The following is a 19,175-nucleotide window of genomic DNA, read 5'->3' as shown; positions in this document are numbered from 1 at the left end:
CTTCGGCTTACTGAGTATTGTGGTGGGACCGTCGGGGTTGGGGGGCGCGGATGGAGTTCGGGGTCCTGGGGCGGCTCACGGTCGTGCGTGACGGCGCCGAGGTCGAGCTGACGGCCAAACAGCGCGCCCTGCTGGCGGTGCTCCTGAGCCGCGCGGGCAGGCGCGTCCCCGACGGGGTGCTCGCCGACGCCGTCTGGGGCGCCGCCCGCCCGTCGGGCTCCACCGTCCGCTGGCACGTCCACCAGGTACGGCGGCGCCTCGGCGGCGACCGGATCAGCCGCGACGGCGACGGCTACCTGCTGGCCGCCGAGCCGCACGAGCTCGACGCGGTCCGGTTCGAGGAGCTGTGCTCGCGGGCGGCCCCGGCCGCGGCGGCGGGCGACCACCGGGCGGCGGCCCGGCTCTACGGCGAGGCGCTGGCCTGCTGGCGCGGCGACGCCTACGAGGGCCTGGACGCGCTGCGCGAGGAGGCGGCCAGGCTGGAGCGATCACGTGTCTCGGCGTGCGAGGGCCGCGCCGAGGCGCTGATCGCGCTGGACCGCCCGTCGGAGGCCGCCGCCGAGCTCGCCGCCCTGGTGGCCGCCCACCCGCTGGACGAACGGCTGCGCGCGCTGCACCTGCTCGCGCTGCACCGGTCGGGCCGGCGGGCCGAGGCCCTGACCGCCTACCACGAGGGCCGCGAGCTGCTGGTGGCCGAGCTCGGCGTGGAGCCGGGCCACCACCTGCGGGCGGCGCACGCCCGGGTGCTGGGCGACGAGGAGCGGGCCGTCGCCACGACGCCGCGCCAGCTCCCGCCCGGCGTCACCGCGTTCACCGGCCGCGCCCGCGAGCTGGCCGCGCTCGACCGCTGCGCCGCCGACGGCGCGGTGGCGCTGGTCGTCGGCCCCGGCGGCGTCGGCAAGACCGGGCTGGCCGTGCACTGGGCGCACACGCGGGCCGCCCGCTACCCCGACGGCCAGCTGTACGCGGACCTGCGCGGCCGGGCGCGGCCGCTGCCGCCGGAAGAGGTGCTCGGCCGGTTCCTGCGCGCGCTCGGCGCCGGCGGCGTGCCCGGCTCCCTGGAGGAGCGCGCCGCCCTCTACCGGACGCTGCTACGCGAGCGGCGGATGCTGGTGTTGCTCGACGACGCCGCCGGAGCCGCCCAGGTACGTCCGCTGCTGCCCGGCTCGGCCGGGTGCGGCGTCGTGGTGACCGGGCGCGGCGCGCTCGACGGGCTGGTCGCCGGGCAGGGCGCCCGGCCCGTCCCGCTCGGCGAGCTGCCGCCCGGCGAGGCCGCCGAGCTGATCGGCCGGGTCGCCGGCGGACCGGCGGGCGCCAGAGGCGGGCCCGCCGAGCTGGCCGAGCTCGCGCGGCTCTGCGACGGGCTGCCGCTCGCGCTGCGCATCGCCGGGGCGCGGCTGGCCACCCGGCCCGGCTGGACCGCCGCCGGGCTGGCCGCCCGGCTGCGCCGCGAGTGCGGCAGGCTCGACGAGCTGCGCGCCGGCGACCTGGACGTGCGCGCCGGCCTCGCGCCCGGCCACCGGGCGCTGGGGGAGCGGGAGCGGCTGCTGTTCGGCCTGCTCGGGCTGCTGCCGCCGCTGGCGGACTTCGCCCCGTGGACCGCCGCGGCGCTGCTCGGCGCCCCCGTCGGCGAGGCCGCCCGGCTGCTGGACCGGCTCGCCGACGCCCAGCTCGTCCGGCACGGCCGCATCGACGCCGCCGGGCAGGAGCGCTACCGCCTCCCCGACCTGACCCGCCTGTACGCCGCCGAGCGCGCGGCCGCGGACGTGCCGGAGGGCGAGCGGCGGGCGGCCGTCCCGCGCGCGCTCGGCGCGCTGCTGGCGCTGGCCGGGGAGGCGCTGCGCAGGGCGAGCCCCGGCCGCCTCCCGCCCGGCCGCGACCGCGCGCCGCTCTGGCAGGCGGGGCCGGGCGAGGTGGAGGCGCTGCTGGGCGGCGACCCGCTCGGGTGGCTCCGCTGCGAGCGCGGCACACTGGCGCGCGCGGTGCCGGCGGCGGCCGGGCTGGGGGAGAGCGGCCTGTGCCGGGACCTGGCGCTCGCCGGGGCCCGGCTGTCCGACCTCCTCCGGCACCCCGGCCCGCCGCCGCCCGCGACCGCCACCGGCCGCCGCCGCGTCGCGGGCGGAGCCGGGCAGGACGGGCCCGCCATCCCCGGCGCCGCCGTGCTTCTCGCGGACCGGCCCGCCGACCCGTCCGGCGCCGGCCGCGCGCACGAGGCCCTGCGGCGCCTGCGGGCCTGACCGCCCGGCGCGCTCACCCGGCCGGGAGATCCGGTCAGACAGGGGCCGCGTCCTTCACCGGCGGGGCCGGAGCCGGATCGTCGGATCCGTCCGTCTCGCCGGGACCGCCGGTGCCGCCGCCTCCGGCCCGGCGGCGACGCCGTACCAGGAAGATCGCCAGCGCGAGCGGCGGCACCACCACGACCAGCCACGGCAGGACCGTCCCCAGCACGGTGAGCAGCACCTTCACGAAGGACACCAGCCCGTTCCAGCCGCTCTTCAGCCCGCCGAGGAACCCCGCCGGCTCGTCGGAGGGCTCCTCCACCACCACGACCGGCCCGACCAGCCGCAGCGACAGCGTGGCCATGCCGACCTGCGCGGCCAGCTCCTTCTGCTGCGCCTGGAGCGACTCCAGGTCCGCCTCGCGGCCGGCGATCTCCCGCTCCACGTCCAGCACCTGGCCGATCGTGTCGGCCCGCTTCAGCAGGCTGCGCAGCGACTCCAGGGCCTGCTCGGCCGACTTCAGCCGGCTCTCCACGTCGGCGACCTTCAGCGTGACGTCCTCGGTGCCCTGCTCCAGCCTGAGCTGCCTGCCCAGGTCCTTGCCCAGCGTGGCCAGCACCTCGTTGTAGCGGGCGGGCGGGATCTTGAACTCCAGGAGCGCCGAGGCCCGCGCGTCGTCGGACGAACGGCTCTCCTCCCTGGCCAGGTAGCCGCCCGCCGTGGTGACCGTCTGCTTGGCCTGCTGGACGGCGGCGGCGACGTCCTCGGCCCGTACGGTCATGCTCGCCTTGTAGATCACCTGACGGTTCTGCTGGGTGACCTCGACGCCCGACGCCGCGTTCGCCGGGCGCCTCTGCGCCGGTGTGGGCCGCGCCGTGGCGGCGCTCTCCGGCGCCGTCACGTCCCGCGCGACCGCCTTGGCGGAATCGACCTGCGCCATCGGCACGTCCGCCCCGCCCGTGGCGCTCTCGCCGGCGCCCCCGCAGGCGGACAGCAGCAGCGCGGCCAGGACGCCCGTCAGCACGATCTGCGATCTCCTCATGCCCCTAAGACGGACCCCTGTGCGCACCGGTTTGAACCGTCGCGTCACGGTACGGTCACACGCCCCGGAAACGGGGCCGCGCCCGCGGGACGGTAGCGTCTGAACCGTGGCAGGCAAACAGGCACACGTGGTCGTCATCGGCGGCGGGATCTCCGGGCTGGCCGCCGCCTGGCACCTCAGGCAGGGCGCGGGCGAGCGGGTCAAGGTGACCGTCCTCGACGCCGCCCCACGCATCGGCGGCAAGCTGTACGCGTCCGAGGTCGCCGGCGTCAGCGTCGACGCGGGAGCCGAGTCCATGCTGGCCAGACGCCCAGAGGGCAAGGACCTGGCCAGGGCCGTCGGCCTCGGCGACGACCTGGTCGGCCCCGGCTCCGCCGGCTCGGCCGTCTACACCAGGGGAGCGCTGCGCCCGCTGCCCAAGGGCCAGTTCATGGGCGTGCCCGGAGACCTGGCCGAGCTGGCCAGATCCGGCATCGTCTCGCCCGGCGGGCTGCTGCGGGTGCCGCTCGACCAGATCCTGCCCGCCACCCTCGTGCGCACCGACGTGTCCGTCGCCGCCTACATCCGCGCCAGGATGGGTCCCGAGATCGTCGAACGCCTGGTGGAGCCGCTGCTCGGCGGCGTCTACGCGGGCCGCGCCGACAAGCTGTCGCTGGAGGCCACGATGCCGCGGGTGGCCGCCGCCGCCCGCGCCGAACGCTCGCTGCTCGCCGCCGCCCGCCAGATCACCCGCGAGGCGCCCAAGAACGCCGGCCCGGTCTTCACCTCGCTCAGAAACGGCATCGGCAGCCTGCCCGAGGCCGTGGCCAAGGCGTCCGGCGCCGACATCAGGACCGGCGTCACCGTGCGCGAGCTGGCCCGCACCGAGCACGGCTGGCGGCTCGTCACCGGCCCGGTGCCCAGGCCCGAGGTCGTCGAGGCCGACGCCGTCATCGTCGCCGTGCCCGCGGCCCCCGCGAGCCGCCTGCTCAAGGCCGAGGTGCCCAAGGCGGCGAGCGAGCTGGCCAGGATCGAGTACGCCAGCATGGCCGTCGTCACCCTCGCCTACCCGGTGTCCGCCTTCCCCGAGCCGCCCTCGACCAGCGGCTACCTCGTCCCGCCCGTCGACGGCCGGGCCGTCAAGGCCGTCACGTTCAGCTCCGTCAAGTGGCCGCACCTCGCCCGGGACCTGGTGATCCTGCGCTGCTCCATCGGCCGCGTCGGCGAGGAGCACCTGCTCCAGCGCGACGACGAAGACCTGGTCGCGCTCGCCCGCGCGGAGATGGCCGAGGTCATGGGCGTCCGCCAGGAGCCGGCCGACACCCGCGTCACCCGCTGGGGCGGCGGCCTGCCGCAGTACAACGTCGGCCACCTCGACCGGGTCGCCCGCGTCCACGCGGCCGTGGCCGGGCAGCCCTCGCTGGCCGTCTGCGGCGCCGCCTACGACGGGCTCGGCATCCCCGCCTGCGTCGCGACCGCCCGCACGGCGGCCTCCCGGATTCTGGACCACCTGGGCCGAGGAGGAGAATGACAGGCATGACAGAGGGCACGACGCGGCTCAAGGCCCGCGATCTCAACCAGGTGATCCGTTACACGATGTGGTCGGTGTTCAAGGCCGCCGAGCCGGTCCCCGGCAGCCGGGAGAACATCGCCGACGAGGTCGAGGAGCTCCTGGAGCAGGCGGCCGGCAAGGACGTGGTCACCCGCGGCCTCTACGACGTGGCCGGGTTCCGCGCCGACGCCGACTACATGTTCTGGTGGCACGCCCCCTCGGCCGAGGACCTCCAGGACGTCTACTCCCGCTTCCGCCGCACCGGCCTGGGCCGCCACAGCACGCCCGTCTGGTCGGCGATGGCGCTGCACCGGCCCGCCGAGTTCAACAAGTCGCACATCCCGGCGTTCCTCGCCGAGGAGGAGCCGCGGGCGTTCGTCAGCGTCTACCCGTTCGTCCGCTCCCTGGAGTGGTATCTGCTGGACGACGCCGAGCGCCGCGCCATGCTCGCCGAGCACGGCCAGATGGCCCGCGGCTACCCCGACGTGCGGGCCAACACGGTCGCGTGCTTCGCGCTCAACGACTACGAGTGGATGCTCGCCTTCGAGGCCGACGAGCTGCACCGCATCGTCGACCTGATGCGTGAGCTGCGCGCCGCCCAGGCCCGCCGCCACACCCGGCTGGAGATCCCCTTCTACACCGGCGTGCGCAAGCCCGTCCAGGAGCTCGTCAACGCCCTTCCCTAGCGAGCCGTCCCGGGCTCCCGGGTTGGCCTGATCGGCTGACGGGACCGCACCCTGCTTGTCACAATCAGGGCAGTTGCCGGGTCCGGCCCCAGGGAGCGCCCACGTGAAGGAGCGCACAGGTCACCACCGCGCCATCGCCGCGCGGCCGTCCCCCTTCGGCCGGACCAGGGCCGCGACGCGACACGCCCGCCGAGGCCGCCGCCGGCGCCCCTCGCGCAGGCCGTGGGCCCTTGCGGTGGCGGCGCTCGCCGCGCTCACCGGCGTCCTGCTCACCGCCCGCGCGCACCTGTCGACGACCGCCCCGGACGACGCCTACGCCCGGCCGCCCGCTCCATCGGAGACGTACCTCCGAGGAGGGACGGGCGCGCAGGGGCCGGGGACCGGCACGGACGGCGAGGACCGGCGCGGAGGCCAGGCCGTGGCGACCGGCTCCGGCGAGCCCGCAGGTCACCCCGGCGCTCCTGGTGAGGCCGTCCCCGGTGAGGGAGCGGGCGGGACCGTCCACGAGCCGGACGGTGCCGAGGGGGATCCGTCCAGGCACACCGATCATGACGCGGTCACGTACTTCCGGAGCCGGTGGGACGACAGGGCGGCGGGCCACGTGAAGGACATCCGCACCATCGGCGGATATCTCCGCATTTACACCACCCTGCCGGAAACGGCGGGCAACTCCCGGCAGGCCCTCACCCTGTGCGAGCGCGGCCTGAGCTACCTCCGGGACGCGGGCACCGCTGCCCCGGTGGTCTTCGTGCACGCCAGGTTCGGCGAGAACGGCAACCCGGTGCTCGCCAACATCCTCGGCCCCGGCGACACCACCTGCCGCGTCACCCACCCCGCCCCCGGCTGACGGAGGCGAGGAGCGGATGGGGGCCCGTCCCGGAGCCGCCTCGGTGGCGGGACCGGGGGCTCGACGGGACGGGCTTCACGAGATCACCCGCGGGCCGTTCCGGGCGCTGGCGCGCCACCCGGCCGGCCGGGCCGATCGCCGGCGGCGCCAGCACGGGCGTGGGCTGTGCCGCTCGGGCGATCCTGCGAGTGATCTCACCCCATGGAGGAGGCGATGACACCCCCTTGTCGTCAAAGACGCATTTTCGCCCCAGATTGGATGCTTCCCCCTGCGGAGATCTCCTTTTGCCGTATCTCGTACCCTGGACGTATGGACAAGGTGGTCAAGAGCGAGGCCGAGTGGCGGGTCCAGCTCTCTCCTGAGGAGTTCCGCGTGCTCAGGCAGGCGGGCACCGAGGCGCCGTACACCGGCGAGTACGTCGACACGAAGACCGAGGGCGTCTACACGTGCCGCGCCTGCGGGGCCGAGCTGTTCACCTCCGGCACGAAGTTCGAGTCGCACTGCGGCTGGCCCAGCTTCTACGAGCCGTCGGAGAACGACGCCGTCACGCTGATCGAGGACCGCAGCCACGGCATGGTCCGCACGGAGGTGCGCTGCGCCCGCTGCGACTCGCACCTGGGGCACGTGTTCCGCGGCGAGGGCTATCCGACGCCGACCGACGAGCGCTACTGCATCAACTCGGTGTCGCTCCGGCTCGACCCCTCGGAGTGATCGTCCGGCGACTCCGCGTATCGATCGCCGGGCCAGGGTAAACATTTCCCGTGCGTCCTGTCCACTTTCGTCACCGCTGGGTGACGATCGAGACGATCGGCCGTGTCGTCACCCAGCGGTGCGACGTGTGCGCGAAGACCCGGGTGCGGGTGCGGTGAGCCGGCGTCCTTCAGGGGTTCTGTCGGGAGCGCCGGGTAGGTTGTGACGCATGGCATCGCCGTACATCGAGCTTGAGGTGGGGGAGCGGACCGTCAAGGTCACCAACCCCGACAAGGTCTACTTTCCGGAGATCGGCGCGACCAAGCGTGAGCTGGTCGAATACTACGTGAGCGTGGGCGACGGGGTGCTGCGCGCGCTGCGCGACCGGCCGACCAACCTCAAGCGCCACCCCGACGGCGTGCAGAACGACGCCATCTACCAGAAGCGGATGCCGCCCAAGCATCCCGACTGGCTGCGGACGGTCACCGTGACGTTCCCCAGCGGGCGCACCGCCGACTCGCTGCGGGTGACCGAGGTGGCCTCGATCGCCTACTGCGCCAACCTCGGCACCATCGACTTCCACCCGTGGCAGGTGCGCGCGGCCGACGTCGAGCATCCCGACGAGCTGCGCGTCGACCTCGACCCGCAGCCGGGGCTGGAGTTCGGCGCGGTGCGCCGGGCCGCCGCGCTGACCCGCGAGGTGCTCGACGAGCTCGGCATGACCGGCTTCGTCAAGACCTCCGGCAACCGGGGCGCGCACATCGCGGTCCGCATCGAGCCGCGCTGGGACTTCGTCCAGGTGCGCCACGCCGGCATCGCGCTGGCCAGGGCCGTCGAGGCGCGTGATCCGGGCCTGGTGACCACCGCCTGGTGGAAGGAGGAGCGCGGCGACCGCGTCTTCATCGACTTCAACCAGAACGCCCGTGACCGCACCGTCGTCAGCGCCTACTCGGTGCGCGCCCAGCCGCACGCCCCCGTCTCCACGCCGCTCACCTGGGACGAGCTGGCCGACGCCGACCCGCGTGACTTCGACATCCGCACGGTCCCGGCCCGCTTCGCCGAGCTCGGCGACGTGCACGCCGCGATCGACGACCGCGCCCACTCGATCGAGCCGCTGCTGGAGCTCTACGCCAAGGACGAGCGGGGCGACATGCCCTATCCGCCCAACTATCCGAAGATGCCCGGCGAGCCCAAGCGCGTCCAGCCCAGCAAGGCCCGCGAATAATGAATGGCGATCCTCGCATCCCGGGCATTACGCTCGCGGCTGTGTCGAACGACGTCCATACTCCGGCCCTGGGAAGGTGAGTTGATGTTCCGCCCTGCGCCATGCGCGCCTCGTCACTTCGTCATCCGCATCTGCCCCTGACCCGGGGCGAGGCCCGCACGGCGCTTCCTTGCTGCACGACAAGCACCATTCCGGCAAGGAGAACCCAGGGTGTCCACCAACAAGATCCGTACCGTCACCGACACGTTCGCGTGCGTGCGCTGTGGGCTGACCGTGGCCGCAGCCGGTCCCGACGGGACCCGGCGCAACCACTGTCCGAGCTGCCTGCACTCGCTGCACGTCCTCGACCGTGCCGAGGGCGGCCCGTCCGAGTGCCGGTCGCGCATGACCCCGATCTCGATCGCGGTGCTGCGCAGCGGCGACTGGATGATCATCCACCGCTGCACCCGGTGCGGTGAGCTGACGTCCAACCCGATCTCCGGGGACGACAACCAGCTCATCCTCATGCGCATGGCCGTACGCCCGCTCGCTCAGCCGCCGTTTCCGCTGGAAACGTTCGGCGACCTGTGACGGGAGCGGACATGCCACGCAGGAAACCGGACCCGCGCAGGCCGCAGCGGCGCAAGGACGTCCGTCACGGCGAGCCGGGCGACGCGTTCCGATGCGTCGGCTGCCGCCTCGACGTGCCCGTCCTCGCGCCGGGCACCGCGCACCGCAACCACTGCCCGCACTGTCTGACGAGCCTGCACGTCGACCACCGCGTCCCCGGTGACCGGCGGGCGGGCTGCCGCGGGCGGATGGCGGCGCTGAGCGTGTCCGTGCGGCACGACGGGGAGTGGCTGATCATCCACCACTGCCAGTCGTGCGGCGGGCTCAGCGCCAACCGCATCGCGGGTGACGACAACGCGCTCGCGCTGCTCCGCATCGCGATGCGCCCGCTGTCGGACCGGCGTCTGCCGGTCAACGCGCTGCTCACGCTGTAGCGCGCCGCAGGAAGGCACGGGACCCGTGACGAAGGGTTCCGTGCCTTCCGCCTTTCACCGGCCGCTTCCCCGGGGAGGGAACCTTTCACCGGCCGCTTCACCGGGAGAGAACCTTTCATCGGCCGCTTCCCCGGGGAGGGAAGGGACATGAAGGCACGGGAGATCCGCGTCAGGATGCGTCCCCGGGCGGTCGACGAGCCGCACCGCGCGGCGAGCGAGCTGGAACTGCTGTTCGACCTCACGTTCGTGGTGGCGATCGCGGCCGCCACCGCGCAGTTCGCCCACGCCGTGGCCGACGGCCACGCGCTGCCCGGGCTGGTCCTGTTCCTCCAGGTGTTCTTCGCGATCTGGTGGGCGTGGATGAACTTCACCTGGTTCGCCTCGGCCTACGACACCGACGACGTGCCCTACCGGCTGCTCACGATGGTGCAGATGGGCGGCGTGCTCGTGCTCGCCGCCGGGGTGCCGGCCGCCGCCGACCACGCCGACTTCGGCGCGGTCACGCTCGGCTACTTCATCATGCGCATCGCGCTGGTCGCCCAGTGGGTGCGCGCCGCCGTCGAGGACCCGGCGGGCCGCCGCACCGCGCTGCGCTACGCGGCGGGCATCACCGTCGTGCAGGCGGGGTGGGTGCTGCGCCTCGTCCTCGTGGAGGCGGGCGCGGTGCCGGAGGGGGCGCGGCTGCCGCTGTTCGTCGCGCTGGCCGCTGCCGAGCTGGCGGTGCCGGTCTGGGCCGAACGCGCCGGGCGGACCCACTGGCATCCGCACCACATCGCCGAACGCTACGGGCTGTTCACGATCATCCTGCTCGGTGAGAGCGTCCTGGCCGCGACCCGGGGCGTCGCGGGCGCGCTGGCGGCGGCCCGGACGGGCGCGCCCCTGGTCGTCATGGCCGTCTCGGGGCTCGTGCTGCTGTTCGCGCTGTGGTGGGTCTACTTCCTCCTGCCCGCGGGCGAGGGGCTGGAGGAGCGCCCCCATCTGTCCTACCTGTGGGGGTACGGGCATTACGGCGTGTTCGCCGCGCTGGCCGCGCTCGGCGCCGGGCTGGAGGTGGCCGCCGAGCAGACCGGGCACGACGTCACCGCCACGCCCCTGGCCATCGGCTACGCCGTCGCGATCCCGGCCGCGGTGTTCCTCGTCCTGTTCCGGCTGATCCACGGGACCGTCGTGCGCGCCCGCGTCACCCATCCGGCCGTGGTGCCCGGGTACGCCCTGGTCATCCTGCTCCTGCCGCTCGCGGCGCCCCGGGCGGGGGTGCCGGCCGTGGTCGCGGGGATCGCCGCCGCCTGCGTGCTGCTGATCGTCACCGTCGTCGCGATCGGCCGCCGGCCCCCGGCGGTCAGTCGCCGAACTCCAGATGCAGGGCGCGGGTGAAGTCGGCGACGGCCTCCTCGTGCCGGTCGAGGTCCTGAAGGATCTCGCCGCGCACCCGGTAGGCCCAGATGTACTCCTCGTCCAGCTCGACGGCCCGGTTCAGGTCCTTCAGCGCCGCCTCGTTGTCGCCCAGCTCGCTCAGCACCGCGCCCCGGCTGCCCAGCGCCCGGTCGTTGTCGGGGTCGAGCTCGACGGCCCGGTTGAGGTCGGCCAGCGCCTCCTCGTAACGGTCGATCATGCGCAGCGCCTCGCCACGCCTGCTCAGCGCCCGGACGTAGTCGGGGTCGGCCTCCAGGGCGCGGCCGTAGTCGGAGATGGCCTCGGCATACAGGCCCATCCGCTGGTAGAGGTCGCCGCGGGCCAGCCACGAGTAGGCCAGCTCCTCGTTCAGCGCGATGATCTTGGCGTGCTCGTCCAGCGCCTCGTCGAACCGGTCCAGGTCGGCCAGCGCGTCCGCCTTGGCCTCCAGGATCCACAGCGACTCGGGCGAGAGCGTCAGCGCGTGCTCGAAGTCGGCCATGGCCTCCTCCATCCGGCCCAGCGACGCGTACGCCTGGCCGCGCGAGCCCAGCGCGTAGGAGCTGTCGGGCTCCAGCCGCAGCGCCTCGTCGAAGTCGGCCACCGCCGCCTCGAACCGCTCGACGATCCGGTGGCTCTCCCCACGCAGCCGCCAGGCCCGCGCGTTGCCGGGCACGAGCGCGATCGACTCCGTCAGGTCCGCGATCGCCGCGTCGTGCCGCCCCAGCGCGATGTACGACTCGGCGCGGCTGCGCAGCACCGAGGCCCGCGACTGGGCCGCCGCCTCGGACAACCCCGTCAGGTCCGGCAGCTCCGGCATGATCCCCTCGCTCATGAGCGCAATCTATCGCGCGACATACGGATCACGATCGGCTTTTCCGGGGCTGATCGCGTACGCGGGTGATCACGCCGGTGGCGGGCCGAATCGACCGCCCGCGCCCCGACCGTAAAGCCGATTACGGCGAAAAATCCCGACATAATGGTCAACCGTGCGCATTGACCTCACCTGGCCGGATTCCGCCGACGAAGAGCTCCAGTCCGCCGTCCACCGCGTGATGCACGCCGTCGCCGGGCTCGGCGGAGCCATCGGCTACCCGGAGCCCCCCGGCCGCGAGCAGACCGACCCCTGGCTGGAGGAGGTGCTCAAGGCCGTCAGGGACGGCGACGCCCGCCTCGCCCTGGCCCGCGTGGACGGCACGGTCCAGGCGATGGGCCTGTGGCGGCGCTCCCCGCACGCCGTGTTCACCCGCACCGCCGAGGTCGCCAAGATCATGGCCCACCCGTCGGCGCGCGGCCTGGGCCTCGGCAGGCTCGTCGTCTCCGCGCTCACGGACAGCGCCCGCGCCGCCGGGCTGGAGACGCTCACGCTCAGCGTGCGCAGCAACAACCACGGCGCCATCGAGCTGTACGAGGAGCTCGGCTTCACCGAGTGGGGCCGCCTGCCGAACGTGGTCGAGGTGGGCCGCGAACGCTACGACGAGGTGCACATGTCGATCGCCCTCGGCCGGGCGCCCGGCGTGATCCCGCGCGGCTCCGGCCCCGGCGGTCCCGGCTCGTCCCCCCGCCGCCGCCCCTAGCTCACCGCCCGTGCTCCCTGGGCCGCCGGGGCGGGCGCCGCCCGCACCACCGGGCACCCGCGCCGGGCCATTTGCGCGTGCGGGTCGTCCAGGCTCGTCAGGCGCACTCCTCACGCCAGGGAACCCGGCCTTCCGGGCCCGGGCCCGGCGGGTCATAGGATCGGGGGCATGGAGCTGGTCCCCGGCGTGCACGTCGCCGTCACCGACCGCCACGGCGGCGTCAGCGCCGGCCCGCACGGCACCCGCAACCTCGGCGGCGGCACCGGCGACGACCCCGCCGCCGTCCGCGCCAACCGCGCCGGCGTGGCCGCCGAGCTCGGCGTGCGCGCGATCGTGTTCATGCGCCAGGTGCACGGCGCCGAGATCGCGTACGTGAGCGAGCCGTTCGGCGACGACCCGCCGCCCGTCGACGGCGTGTTCACCACCGAGCCCGGCCTGGCGCTCGCCTCGCTCGGCGCCGACTGCCCGGCCGTGCTGGTGGCCGACCCGGTCGCGCGCATGGTGGGCGCCGCCCACTCCGGCCGGCCCGGCACCGAGGCGGGCATCGCCGCCGCCCTGGTCGCCGCGATGGCCGGCAAGGGCGCCGTGCCCGCCCGGATGGCCGCGCTGATCGGGCCCGGCGCCTGCGGCCGCTGCTACGAGGTGCCCGCCGAGCTGCGCGACCGCGTCGCCGCCACCGTGCCGCAGACCCGCTCCACCACCTCCTGGGGCACCCCGGCGCTCGACCTGCGCGCCGGCATCGAGGCCCAGCTCCGCGAGGCCGGCGTCGCCGACGTCCGCCACGACGACCGCTGCACCATCGAGACCGCCGACCTCTACTCCCACCGCCGCCACGACCCCGGCCGCTTCGCCGGCCTCATCTGGCTCACCTGACCCCGCCGCTCTCCCACCGGCCGGCGAGCACCGAGCCCCACCGGAACGACCCCGCGGTTCCCCAGCGAAAGCTTTGGGCACCCGCCGGACTTCTCCGAGCACCCGCCGCGTGCTCCCGAGCGCCCGCCGCCGCCCGCCGTGTGCCCGGGGTCGCCCGTCCCCGCACGCCCGGCGGCGGCCCTCCCAGAGCGCCCGCGCGGTGCCCGCCCTGGGGGACCGGCGGCGGTCCTCCCTGACCGCTCGCCGGGTGCCGTCCCGGTGGCCGGAAACCCCCGCATGGCCGTGGTGGGCGTCGGTCCGGGGCGACAAAGACGGCGGTGGTTTTTCGTCGATCTTCACGCCTCCCCGTACGGGCGCGTCCTGGCAGCGTGGACGGCAGGACGAAAGGGGACACCTCGTGCACGACACGTTGACCGCGGGCGCATCCGTCACCGGCCTGGGAGCGACCACCCCGCTGGGCGGTGACGTGGCCTCCACGTGGGCCGCGATGCTGGCGGGGCGCTCCGGCGCCGCGCTGGTCGAGGAGGAGTGGGCGGCCGGCCTGCCGGTGCGGATCGCCGCCCGGATGAGCGTCGACCCGGCCGAGGTGCTGGGCCGGGTGCCGGCCCGGCGGCTGGACCGCTGCCAGCAGGCGGCGCTGGTCGCGGCGCGGGAGGCGTGGGCGGACGCGGGCGCGCCGGAGGTGGAGCCGGAGCGGCTGGCCGTGGTGATCGGCACGGGCGTCGGCGGGGTGCTGACGCTGCTGGCGCAGGACGACCTGATGGAGGCGTCCGGCCCGCGCAAGGTGTCGCCGTACACGGTCCCGATGCTCATGCCCAACGCCGCAGCCGCCGTGGTGAGCATCGAGCTGGGCGCGCGGGCGGGCGCGTACACGCCGGTGAGCGCCTGCGCGTCCGGGGCGGAGGCGATCGCGATGGGCCTGGACCTGATCCGGCTGGGCCGCGCCGACGTGGTGGTCGCGGGCGGCGCGGAGGCGTGCGTGCATCCGCTCACGCTGGCGGGGTTCGCGCAGGCGAGGGCGTTGTCGCGGTTCGACGGCCCGCCGGAGGAGGCGTCGCGGCCGTTCGACGCGGCGCGGGACGGGTTCGTGCTCGGGGAGGGCGCGGCGGTGCTGGTGCTGGAGCGTGGCGGGTTCGCGGCGGGGCGCGGCGCCCGTACGCATGCCACGCTGGCGGGCGCGGGCACCAGCTCCGACGCCCATCACATCACGGCGGGCACGGCGGAGGGCCAGGTGCGCGCGATGCGGCTGGCTCTGGACTCGGCCGGGCTGAGCCCGCTGGACGTCGGTCACGTCAGCGCGCACGCGACCTCCACGCCGACGGGCGACCTGACGGAGAGCGCGTCGATCGCCGAGGCCGTGGGCGTCCACCCGGCCGTCACCGCGGTCAAGTCGATGACCGGTCACCTGTGCGGCGCCTCGGGTTCGCTGGCCGCGATCGCGGCGATCCTGTCGCTGCGCGAGGGTGTGATCCCCGCCGTGCGCAACCTGGCCGACCCGGACCCCGAGGTGAAGCTCGACCTGGTGGCGGGCGCCGCCCGTCGGGGCCGGTGGCGGGCGGCGATGGTCAACTCCTTCGGCTTCGGCGGGCACAACGCCAGCCTGGCCTTCACCGCCTAGCGGGCCAGGATGTCGTCCAGGTCGTAGGAGACGGGCCGGTCGAGCTGCTCGTACGTGCACGACTCGGGGGTGCGGTCGGGACGCAGCCGCCGCCACTGGGCGGTGTGGCGGAACCGGTCGCCCTCCATCTGGTCGTAGGCCACCTCGATCACCAGCTCGGGCCGCAGCGGGATGAACGACAGGTCCTTCTTGGCGTTCCACCGCGAGATCGCGCCCGGCACCCGCTGCCCGCCGGTGGCCGGGGTGGCGGCGGGCTGGCCGATGCCGGCGGCGGCCTGCTCGGCCCAGTGGCCCCACGGGTGCTCCGACAGCTCGGCGATGTACGGTCGCAGCTCCTCGACGAGCTCGGCCCGCCGCGCCATGGGGAACGAGGCCGCCACGCCCACGTGGTGCAGGCGGCCGTCGTCGCCGTAGAGGCCGAGCAGGATGGAGCCGACGATCGGGCCGCTCTTGTGCTCGCGGTAGCCGGCGATGACCACGTCGGCGGTGCGCTCGTGCTTGACCTTGAACATGGTCCGCTTGTCGGGGATGTAGGGCTGGTCGCCGGGTTTGACGATGATGCCGTCGAGCCCGGCGCCCTCGAACATGTCGAACCACTCGGCGGCCTGGGCGTCGTCCGTCGTCACCGGAGTGAGCCGGATGGATCCGCCTTTTTCGGGAAATATCTCGACCAGCCGCCGCCGGCGCTCCGCGAACGGCGTCTCCATGAACGACTCGTCACCCAGGGCCAGCAGGTCGAAGGCGACGAACGAGGCGGGCGTCTGCTCCGACAGCATCTTGACCCGCGACGCCGCCGGGTGGATGCGCTGCTGCAGCGCCTCGAAGTCGAGGTGCGACCCGCGCGGCAGCACGATCTCGCCGTCGACCACGCACCGGTCGGGCAGCTCCGCCTTGGCGGCCTCCACCAGCTCCGGGAAGTAGCGGGTGAACGGCCGCTCGTTGCGGCTGCCGAGATAGACCTCGTCGCCGTCGCGGAAGACGATGCACCGGAACCCGTCCCACTTCGGCTCGTAGAACAGGTTGCCGGCCTGCTTGGGCATCGCCTTGACCGGCTTGGCCAGCATCGGCGCGACCGGCGGGCGCACGGGCAGGTCGAGGTCCGGGATCGGCTCCGGCTCCTTGGCCGCCTTCTTCCCCCGTGGCGCGGTCGGCTCTGTCATGGGCCCGACTCCTTCGTGTAGCGGCAGAAGAGGACCCCCTCCTCTTCCAGCACCTGGCTGAGCTCAAGCTTGACGTGTGACGGCGCGCCGTTGAGGATGCGCGCCGCGTCGCCGCCGATCAGCGCCGGGCTGACGGTCAGGCACAGCTCGTCGACGAGCCCGGCGGCGGCGAGCTGGGCGTTGACCAGCGGCCCGCCCTCGCACAGCACCCGGGTCAGGCCGCGCTCGTGCAGCGCGGCCAGGGCGGCGGCCAGGTCGACGGACTCCTCGCCGGCCACGATGACGTCGGCGACCTCGGCGGCGGCCTTGCGCCGCTCGGCGGGCGCGCTCTCGCAGGTGATGACGATGGTCCGGCTGACGCCGCCGTCGAACAGCGGCCCGGCCAGGTCGAGGCCGAGGCCGCGGGTGATCACCGCGATGGGCGGCGCGGCAGGCCGGCCCGCCCGTATCTCGCGCCACGACTCGCGCGGCCGGACCGCGCCGTAGCCCTCGGCCCGGACGGTGGCGGCGCCCGCCACGATCACGTCGGCCAGCCCGCGCAGCACCCCGAAGACGCGCCGGTCGCCCTTGCTCGACAGCCCGCCGGACAGCCCCTCGACCCACGCGCCGCCGTCGGCGCTGGCCACCATGTTGAGGCGCAGCCACGGCCGGTCGGGATAGGCGTAGGCCCGCTCGATGTCGGGATTGTCTTCTATGTCGGGATGGATGCGACGCACCCCTCTACCTTGGCACACGCCTGTGACAAGTCATGGACGCCGGGGCTGGCGCAGCACCTGCAACGACCGGGAGGTGACCGCCACCAGGTCGCCGGGCCGCCACCCCTCGTCGACGAACACGCTCTCCAGCGTCTCGTGGCTGGTGTCGATCTCGGGGATCCAGGTGCCGCCGAACTCCTCGCCCGGCAGCGTGAACGTCATGTCCTCGTGATGGGCGTTGATCAGCAGCAGGAACGAGTCGTCGGTGATCTTCTCCCCGCGCGGCCCCGGCTCGGTGATCGCCTCGCCGTTGAGGTAGACCATGAGCGACTTGGCGTAGCCGATGTGCCAGTCGCCCGCCGTCATCTCCGCCCCGCCGGGCGTCAGCCACACCAGGTCGCGCAGGCCGTTGCCCGAATGCCGCCCGTGGAAGAAGCGCCGCCGCTGGAACACCGGGTGCTCCCGCCGCAGCTGCGACAGCCTGCGCACGAACTCCAGCAGGTCCGACTCGGTGTGCAGCATCGACCAGTCGACCCAGGCGATCTCGTTGTCCTGGCAGTAGGCGTTGTTGTTGCCCCGCTGGGTCCGGCCCAGCTCGTCGCCGTGGGAGAGCATCGGCACGCCCTGCGACAGGAACAGCGTGGCCAGGAAGTTGCGCCGCTGCCGGTGCCGCAGCCCGACGATGCGCGGATCCTCGACCGGCCCCTCGGCCCCGCAGTTCCACGACCGGTTGTCGTCGGTGCCGTCGCGGTTGTCCTCGCAGTTGGCCTCGTTGTGCTTGTGGTCGTACGAGACCAGGTCCGTCAGCGTGAAGCCGTCGTGGCAGGTGACGAAGTTGATCGAGGCCACCGGCCGCCGCCCGGACGTCTCGTACAGGTCGGCCGAGCCCGTCAGCCGAGAGGCGAACTCCGGCAGCGCCGAGTGCGTCCCCCGCCAGAAGTCGCGCACGGTGTCGCGGTACTTGCCGTTCCACTCGGTCCACAGCGGCGGGAAGTTGCCCACCTGGTAGCCGCCCGGCCCCACGTCCCACGGCTCGGCGATCAGCTTGACCTGCGAGATCACCGGGTCCTGCTGGATCAGGTCGAAGAACGCGCTCAGCCGGTCGACGTCGTGCAGCTCCCGCGCCAGCGCCGAGGCCAGGTCGAACCGGAACCCGTCGACGTGCATCTCCAGCACCCAGTAGCGCAGCGAGTCCATGATGAGCTGCAGCGCGTGCGGCGAGCGCACGTTGAGCGAGTTGCCGCACCCGGTGTAGTCCAGGTAGTAGCGCCGGTCGCCGTCGTGCAGCCGGTAGTAGGCGGCGTTGTCGATGCCGCGGAAGCCCAGCGTCGGCCCCATGTGGTCGCCCTCGGCGGTGTGGTTGTAGACCACGTCGAGGATCACCTCGATGCCCGCCTCGTGCAGCGCCCGCACCATCGCCTTGAACTCCGGCACCTGCTCGCCCCGCGTGCCGGAGCTGGAGTAGCCGCCGTGCGGGGCCAGGTAGGCCATCGTGTTGTAGCCCCAGTAGTTCGTCAGCCCGCGCGCCACCAGGAAGTGCTCGGGCATGTAGTGGTGCACCGGCATCAGCTCGACCGCCGTCACCCCGAGCGACACCAGGTGGTCGATGATCGCCGGATGCCCCATCCCCGCGTACGTCCCGCGCAGGTCCTCGGGCACGCCGGGATGGCGCATCGTCAGCCCCCGCACGTGCGCCTCGTAGATCACGCTCTGGTGGTACGGGACCCGCGGCGAGCGGTCGTTGCCCCACTCGAAGAACGGGTTGATCACCACGTTCTTCGGCATGTACGGCGCGCTGTCGGCCGAGTTGGGCCGCGACGGATCGGTGAAGTGGTAGGGGAACAGCGCCTCGTTCCACGTCAGCTCGCCGTCGACGGCCTTGGCGTAGGGGTCGAGCAGCAGCTTGGCCGGGTTGCACCGGTAGCCCTGGGCCGGCTGGTAGGGCCCGTGCACCCGGTAGCCGTAGCGCTGCCCCGGCATGATCCCGGGCAGGTAGCCGTGCCAGACGAACCCGTCGACCTCGGGCAGGTCGATCCGCTCCTCGGAGCCGTCGTCGTGGAACAGGCACAGCTCGACCCGCTCGGCCACCTCGGAGAACACCGAGAAACCGGTGCCCACGCCGTCCCAGGTGCCACCGAGTGGATAAGGTTCGCCCGGCCAGACTTCGCGCATGTGACCCGATTGTCGCACGCGATCGCGGTCCCGCTACAGGAGTTCGGCGCGCAAGCTGATCGTGGTGCCCGCGAGCGCCTTGCTGACCGGGCAGTTCGCCTTGGCCGTCTCGGCCGCCTCCTGGAACTGCGCGGCGTCGATCCCCGGCACCCGGCCCTGCACGGTGAGCACGATGCCGGTGATGCCCTCGCCCGGCTGGAAGGTGACGTCGGCGCTGGTCCGCAGCGACTCCGGCGGCGTGCCCGCGCCCGCCAGGGCGTGCGAGAGCGCCATGGAGAAGCACGAGGAGTGCGCGGCGGCGATGAGCTCCTCCGGCGAGGTCCGGCCGGACGGCGCCTCGGCCCTGGACGGCCAGGACACCTCGAACGTGCCCACCCCGGACGTGTCGAGCGTGACGGTGCCGGACCCGTCGAGCAGGGCCCCCTTCCACTCGGTCGTGGCGGTGCGCGTGGTGGCCATGAATGT

General features: G+C 74.0%; 18 protein-coding genes. 12 read left to right on the top strand and 6 right to left on the bottom strand.

What is annotated here, in order from left to right; all coding sequences use genetic code 11:
• Nucleotides 1–50 precede the first annotated feature (50 nt).
• Entirely contained in the window at nucleotides 51–2,237 is a 2,187-nt protein-coding gene (locus ACWDXC_RS10510; RefSeq protein ID WP_449980341.1) for a BTAD domain-containing putative transcriptional regulator, read from the top strand.
• Between the two features lie 34 nt (nucleotides 2,238–2,271).
• Here ACWDXC_RS10510 and ACWDXC_RS10505 read toward each other — a convergent pair whose 3' ends face one another.
• Complete coding sequence (locus ACWDXC_RS10505; protein ID WP_449980339.1) at nucleotides 2,272–3,261, bottom strand: DUF4349 domain-containing protein; 990 nt, start codon at nucleotides 3,259–3,261, stop codon at nucleotides 2,272–2,274.
• Nucleotides 3,262–3,367: 106 nt separating this feature from the next.
• Between ACWDXC_RS10505 and hemG the strand changes: the two genes are divergently transcribed.
• The 8 genes from hemG to ACWDXC_RS10465 all read left to right on the top strand — a co-directional run bounded on the left by hemG (nucleotide 3,368) and on the right by ACWDXC_RS10465 (nucleotide 10,597).
• Nucleotides 3,368–4,771, top strand: coding sequence for a protoporphyrinogen oxidase (hemG, locus tag ACWDXC_RS10500; protein ID WP_364169170.1), 1,404 nt, complete (start codon nucleotides 3,368–3,370; stop codon nucleotides 4,769–4,771).
• Nucleotides 4,768–5,478 carry a hydrogen peroxide-dependent heme synthase gene (hemQ, locus tag ACWDXC_RS10495; protein WP_449980336.1) on the top strand — a complete coding sequence of 237 codons (711 nt, stop codon included), beginning with the start codon at nucleotides 4,768–4,770 and terminating at the stop codon, nucleotides 5,476–5,478. The genes hemG and hemQ overlap by 4 nt, the downstream gene beginning before the upstream one ends.
• Nucleotides 5,479–5,581: 103 nt before the next feature.
• The gene (locus ACWDXC_RS10490) at nucleotides 5,582–6,325 is read left to right on the top strand and encodes a hypothetical protein (protein ID WP_449980333.1); all 744 of its coding nucleotides are present in this window, start codon (nucleotides 5,582–5,584) and stop codon (nucleotides 6,323–6,325) included.
• Between the two features lie 309 nt (nucleotides 6,326–6,634).
• On the top strand, nucleotides 6,635–7,036 hold the full coding sequence (gene msrB, locus ACWDXC_RS10485) for a peptide-methionine (R)-S-oxide reductase MsrB (RefSeq protein ID WP_219518735.1): 402 nt from the start codon (nucleotides 6,635–6,637) through the stop codon (nucleotides 7,034–7,036).
• Nucleotides 7,037–7,244: 208 nt separating this feature from the next.
• A complete protein-coding gene (ligD, locus tag ACWDXC_RS10480; protein ID WP_219518737.1) occupies nucleotides 7,245–8,240 on the top strand; it encodes a non-homologous end-joining DNA ligase in 996 nt (331 codons plus the stop codon).
• A gap of 210 nt (nucleotides 8,241–8,450) precedes the next feature.
• Nucleotides 8,451–8,810 carry an RNHCP domain-containing protein gene (locus ACWDXC_RS10475; protein WP_219518740.1) on the top strand — a complete coding sequence of 120 codons (360 nt, stop codon included), beginning with the start codon at nucleotides 8,451–8,453 and terminating at the stop codon, nucleotides 8,808–8,810.
• An 11-nt stretch (nucleotides 8,811–8,821) separates the two neighbouring features.
• Nucleotides 8,822–9,223, top strand: a complete 402-nt coding sequence (locus tag ACWDXC_RS10470; RefSeq protein WP_219518742.1) for an RNHCP domain-containing protein — start codon at nucleotides 8,822–8,824, stop codon at nucleotides 9,221–9,223.
• Between the two features lie 147 nt (nucleotides 9,224–9,370).
• On the top strand, nucleotides 9,371–10,597 hold the full coding sequence (locus ACWDXC_RS10465; protein ID WP_449980328.1) for a low temperature requirement protein A: 1,227 nt from the start codon (nucleotides 9,371–9,373) through the stop codon (nucleotides 10,595–10,597).
• Here the strand turns inward: ACWDXC_RS10465 and ACWDXC_RS10460 are convergent.
• Complete coding sequence (locus ACWDXC_RS10460) at nucleotides 10,563–11,450, bottom strand: tetratricopeptide repeat protein (protein ID WP_449980326.1); 888 nt, start codon at nucleotides 11,448–11,450, stop codon at nucleotides 10,563–10,565. The two genes, ACWDXC_RS10465 and ACWDXC_RS10460, sit on opposite strands and share 35 nt — an antisense overlap.
• Nucleotides 11,451–11,604: 154 nt before the next feature.
• Here ACWDXC_RS10460 and ACWDXC_RS10455 point away from each other — a divergent pair, with 154 nt between their 5' ends.
• From ACWDXC_RS10455 to ACWDXC_RS10445, 3 genes are all read left to right on the top strand, one after another.
• Nucleotides 11,605–12,192 (top strand): N-acetyltransferase family protein, encoded by a 588-nt coding sequence (locus ACWDXC_RS10455; protein ID WP_449980322.1) that lies wholly within the window; start codon nucleotides 11,605–11,607, stop codon nucleotides 12,190–12,192.
• A gap of 168 nt (nucleotides 12,193–12,360) precedes the next feature.
• Nucleotides 12,361–13,065 carry a peptidoglycan editing factor PgeF gene (pgeF, locus tag ACWDXC_RS10450; RefSeq protein WP_219518750.1) on the top strand — a complete coding sequence of 235 codons (705 nt, stop codon included), beginning with the start codon at nucleotides 12,361–12,363 and terminating at the stop codon, nucleotides 13,063–13,065.
• Between the two features lie 397 nt (nucleotides 13,066–13,462).
• Entirely contained in the window at nucleotides 13,463–14,683 is a 1,221-nt protein-coding gene (locus tag ACWDXC_RS10445) for a beta-ketoacyl-[acyl-carrier-protein] synthase family protein (RefSeq protein ID WP_449980319.1), read from the top strand.
• Here ACWDXC_RS10445 and ACWDXC_RS10440 read toward each other — a convergent pair.
• Genes ACWDXC_RS10440 through ACWDXC_RS10425 form a run of 4 tightly spaced genes read right to left on the bottom strand, consistent with a single transcriptional unit; the run spans nucleotide 14,680 to nucleotide 19,169 of the window.
• Entirely contained in the window at nucleotides 14,680–15,843 is a 1,164-nt protein-coding gene (locus ACWDXC_RS10440; RefSeq protein ID WP_449980317.1) for an ATP-dependent DNA ligase, read from the bottom strand. The two genes, ACWDXC_RS10445 and ACWDXC_RS10440, sit on opposite strands and share 4 nt — an antisense overlap.
• Nucleotides 15,840–16,559: a pyrimidine reductase family protein gene (locus ACWDXC_RS10435; RefSeq protein WP_449980315.1), complete on the bottom strand. Its 720-nt coding sequence runs from the start codon at nucleotides 16,557–16,559 to the stop codon at nucleotides 15,840–15,842. Before ACWDXC_RS10435 ends, ACWDXC_RS10440 begins: the two co-directional genes overlap by 4 nt.
• Before the next feature lie 30 nt (nucleotides 16,560–16,589).
• Nucleotides 16,590–18,710 carry a glycogen debranching protein GlgX gene (gene glgX, locus ACWDXC_RS10430; protein ID WP_357589540.1) on the bottom strand — a complete coding sequence of 707 codons (2,121 nt, stop codon included), beginning with the start codon at nucleotides 18,708–18,710 and terminating at the stop codon, nucleotides 16,590–16,592.
• Between the two features lie 33 nt (nucleotides 18,711–18,743).
• Nucleotides 18,744–19,169 carry an OsmC family protein gene (locus ACWDXC_RS10425; RefSeq protein WP_449980311.1) on the bottom strand — a complete coding sequence of 142 codons (426 nt, stop codon included), beginning with the start codon at nucleotides 19,167–19,169 and terminating at the stop codon, nucleotides 18,744–18,746.
• Between the last annotated feature and the right edge of the window lie 6 nt (nucleotides 19,170–19,175).

It is taken from the genome of Nonomuraea sp. NPDC003214 (genome assembly GCF_053590035.1).
This window is presented reverse-complemented; position numbering and strand designations above follow the sequence as displayed.

Coding starts and splice junctions, on each gene's coding strand:
- ligD (WP_219518737.1), top strand. CDS start 7,245: ATGGCATCGCCGTACATCGAGCTTGAGGTGGGGGAGCGGACCGTCAAG.
- hemQ (WP_449980336.1), top strand. CDS start 4,768: ATGACAGGCATGACAGAGGGCACGACGCGGCTCAAGGCCCGCGATCTC.
- msrB (WP_219518735.1), top strand. CDS start 6,635: ATGGACAAGGTGGTCAAGAGCGAGGCCGAGTGGCGGGTCCAGCTCTCT.
- pgeF (WP_219518750.1), top strand. CDS start 12,361: ATGGAGCTGGTCCCCGGCGTGCACGTCGCCGTCACCGACCGCCACGGC.
- ACWDXC_RS10510 (WP_449980341.1), top strand. CDS start 51: ATGGAGTTCGGGGTCCTGGGGCGGCTCACGGTCGTGCGTGACGGCGCC.
- ACWDXC_RS10460 (WP_449980326.1), bottom strand. CDS start 11,450: ATGAGCGAGGGGATCATGCCGGAGCTGCCGGACCTGACGGGGTTGTCC.
- ACWDXC_RS10465 (WP_449980328.1), top strand. CDS start 9,371: ATGAAGGCACGGGAGATCCGCGTCAGGATGCGTCCCCGGGCGGTCGAC.
- ACWDXC_RS10505 (WP_449980339.1), bottom strand. CDS start 3,261: ATGAGGAGATCGCAGATCGTGCTGACGGGCGTCCTGGCCGCGCTGCTG.
- ACWDXC_RS10425 (WP_449980311.1), bottom strand. CDS start 19,169: ATGGCCACCACGCGCACCGCCACGACCGAGTGGAAGGGGGCCCTGCTC.
- ACWDXC_RS10440 (WP_449980317.1), bottom strand. CDS start 15,843: ATGACAGAGCCGACCGCGCCACGGGGGAAGAAGGCGGCCAAGGAGCCG.
- ACWDXC_RS10470 (WP_219518742.1), top strand. CDS start 8,822: ATGCCACGCAGGAAACCGGACCCGCGCAGGCCGCAGCGGCGCAAGGAC.
- glgX (WP_357589540.1), bottom strand. CDS start 18,710: ATGCGCGAAGTCTGGCCGGGCGAACCTTATCCACTCGGTGGCACCTGG.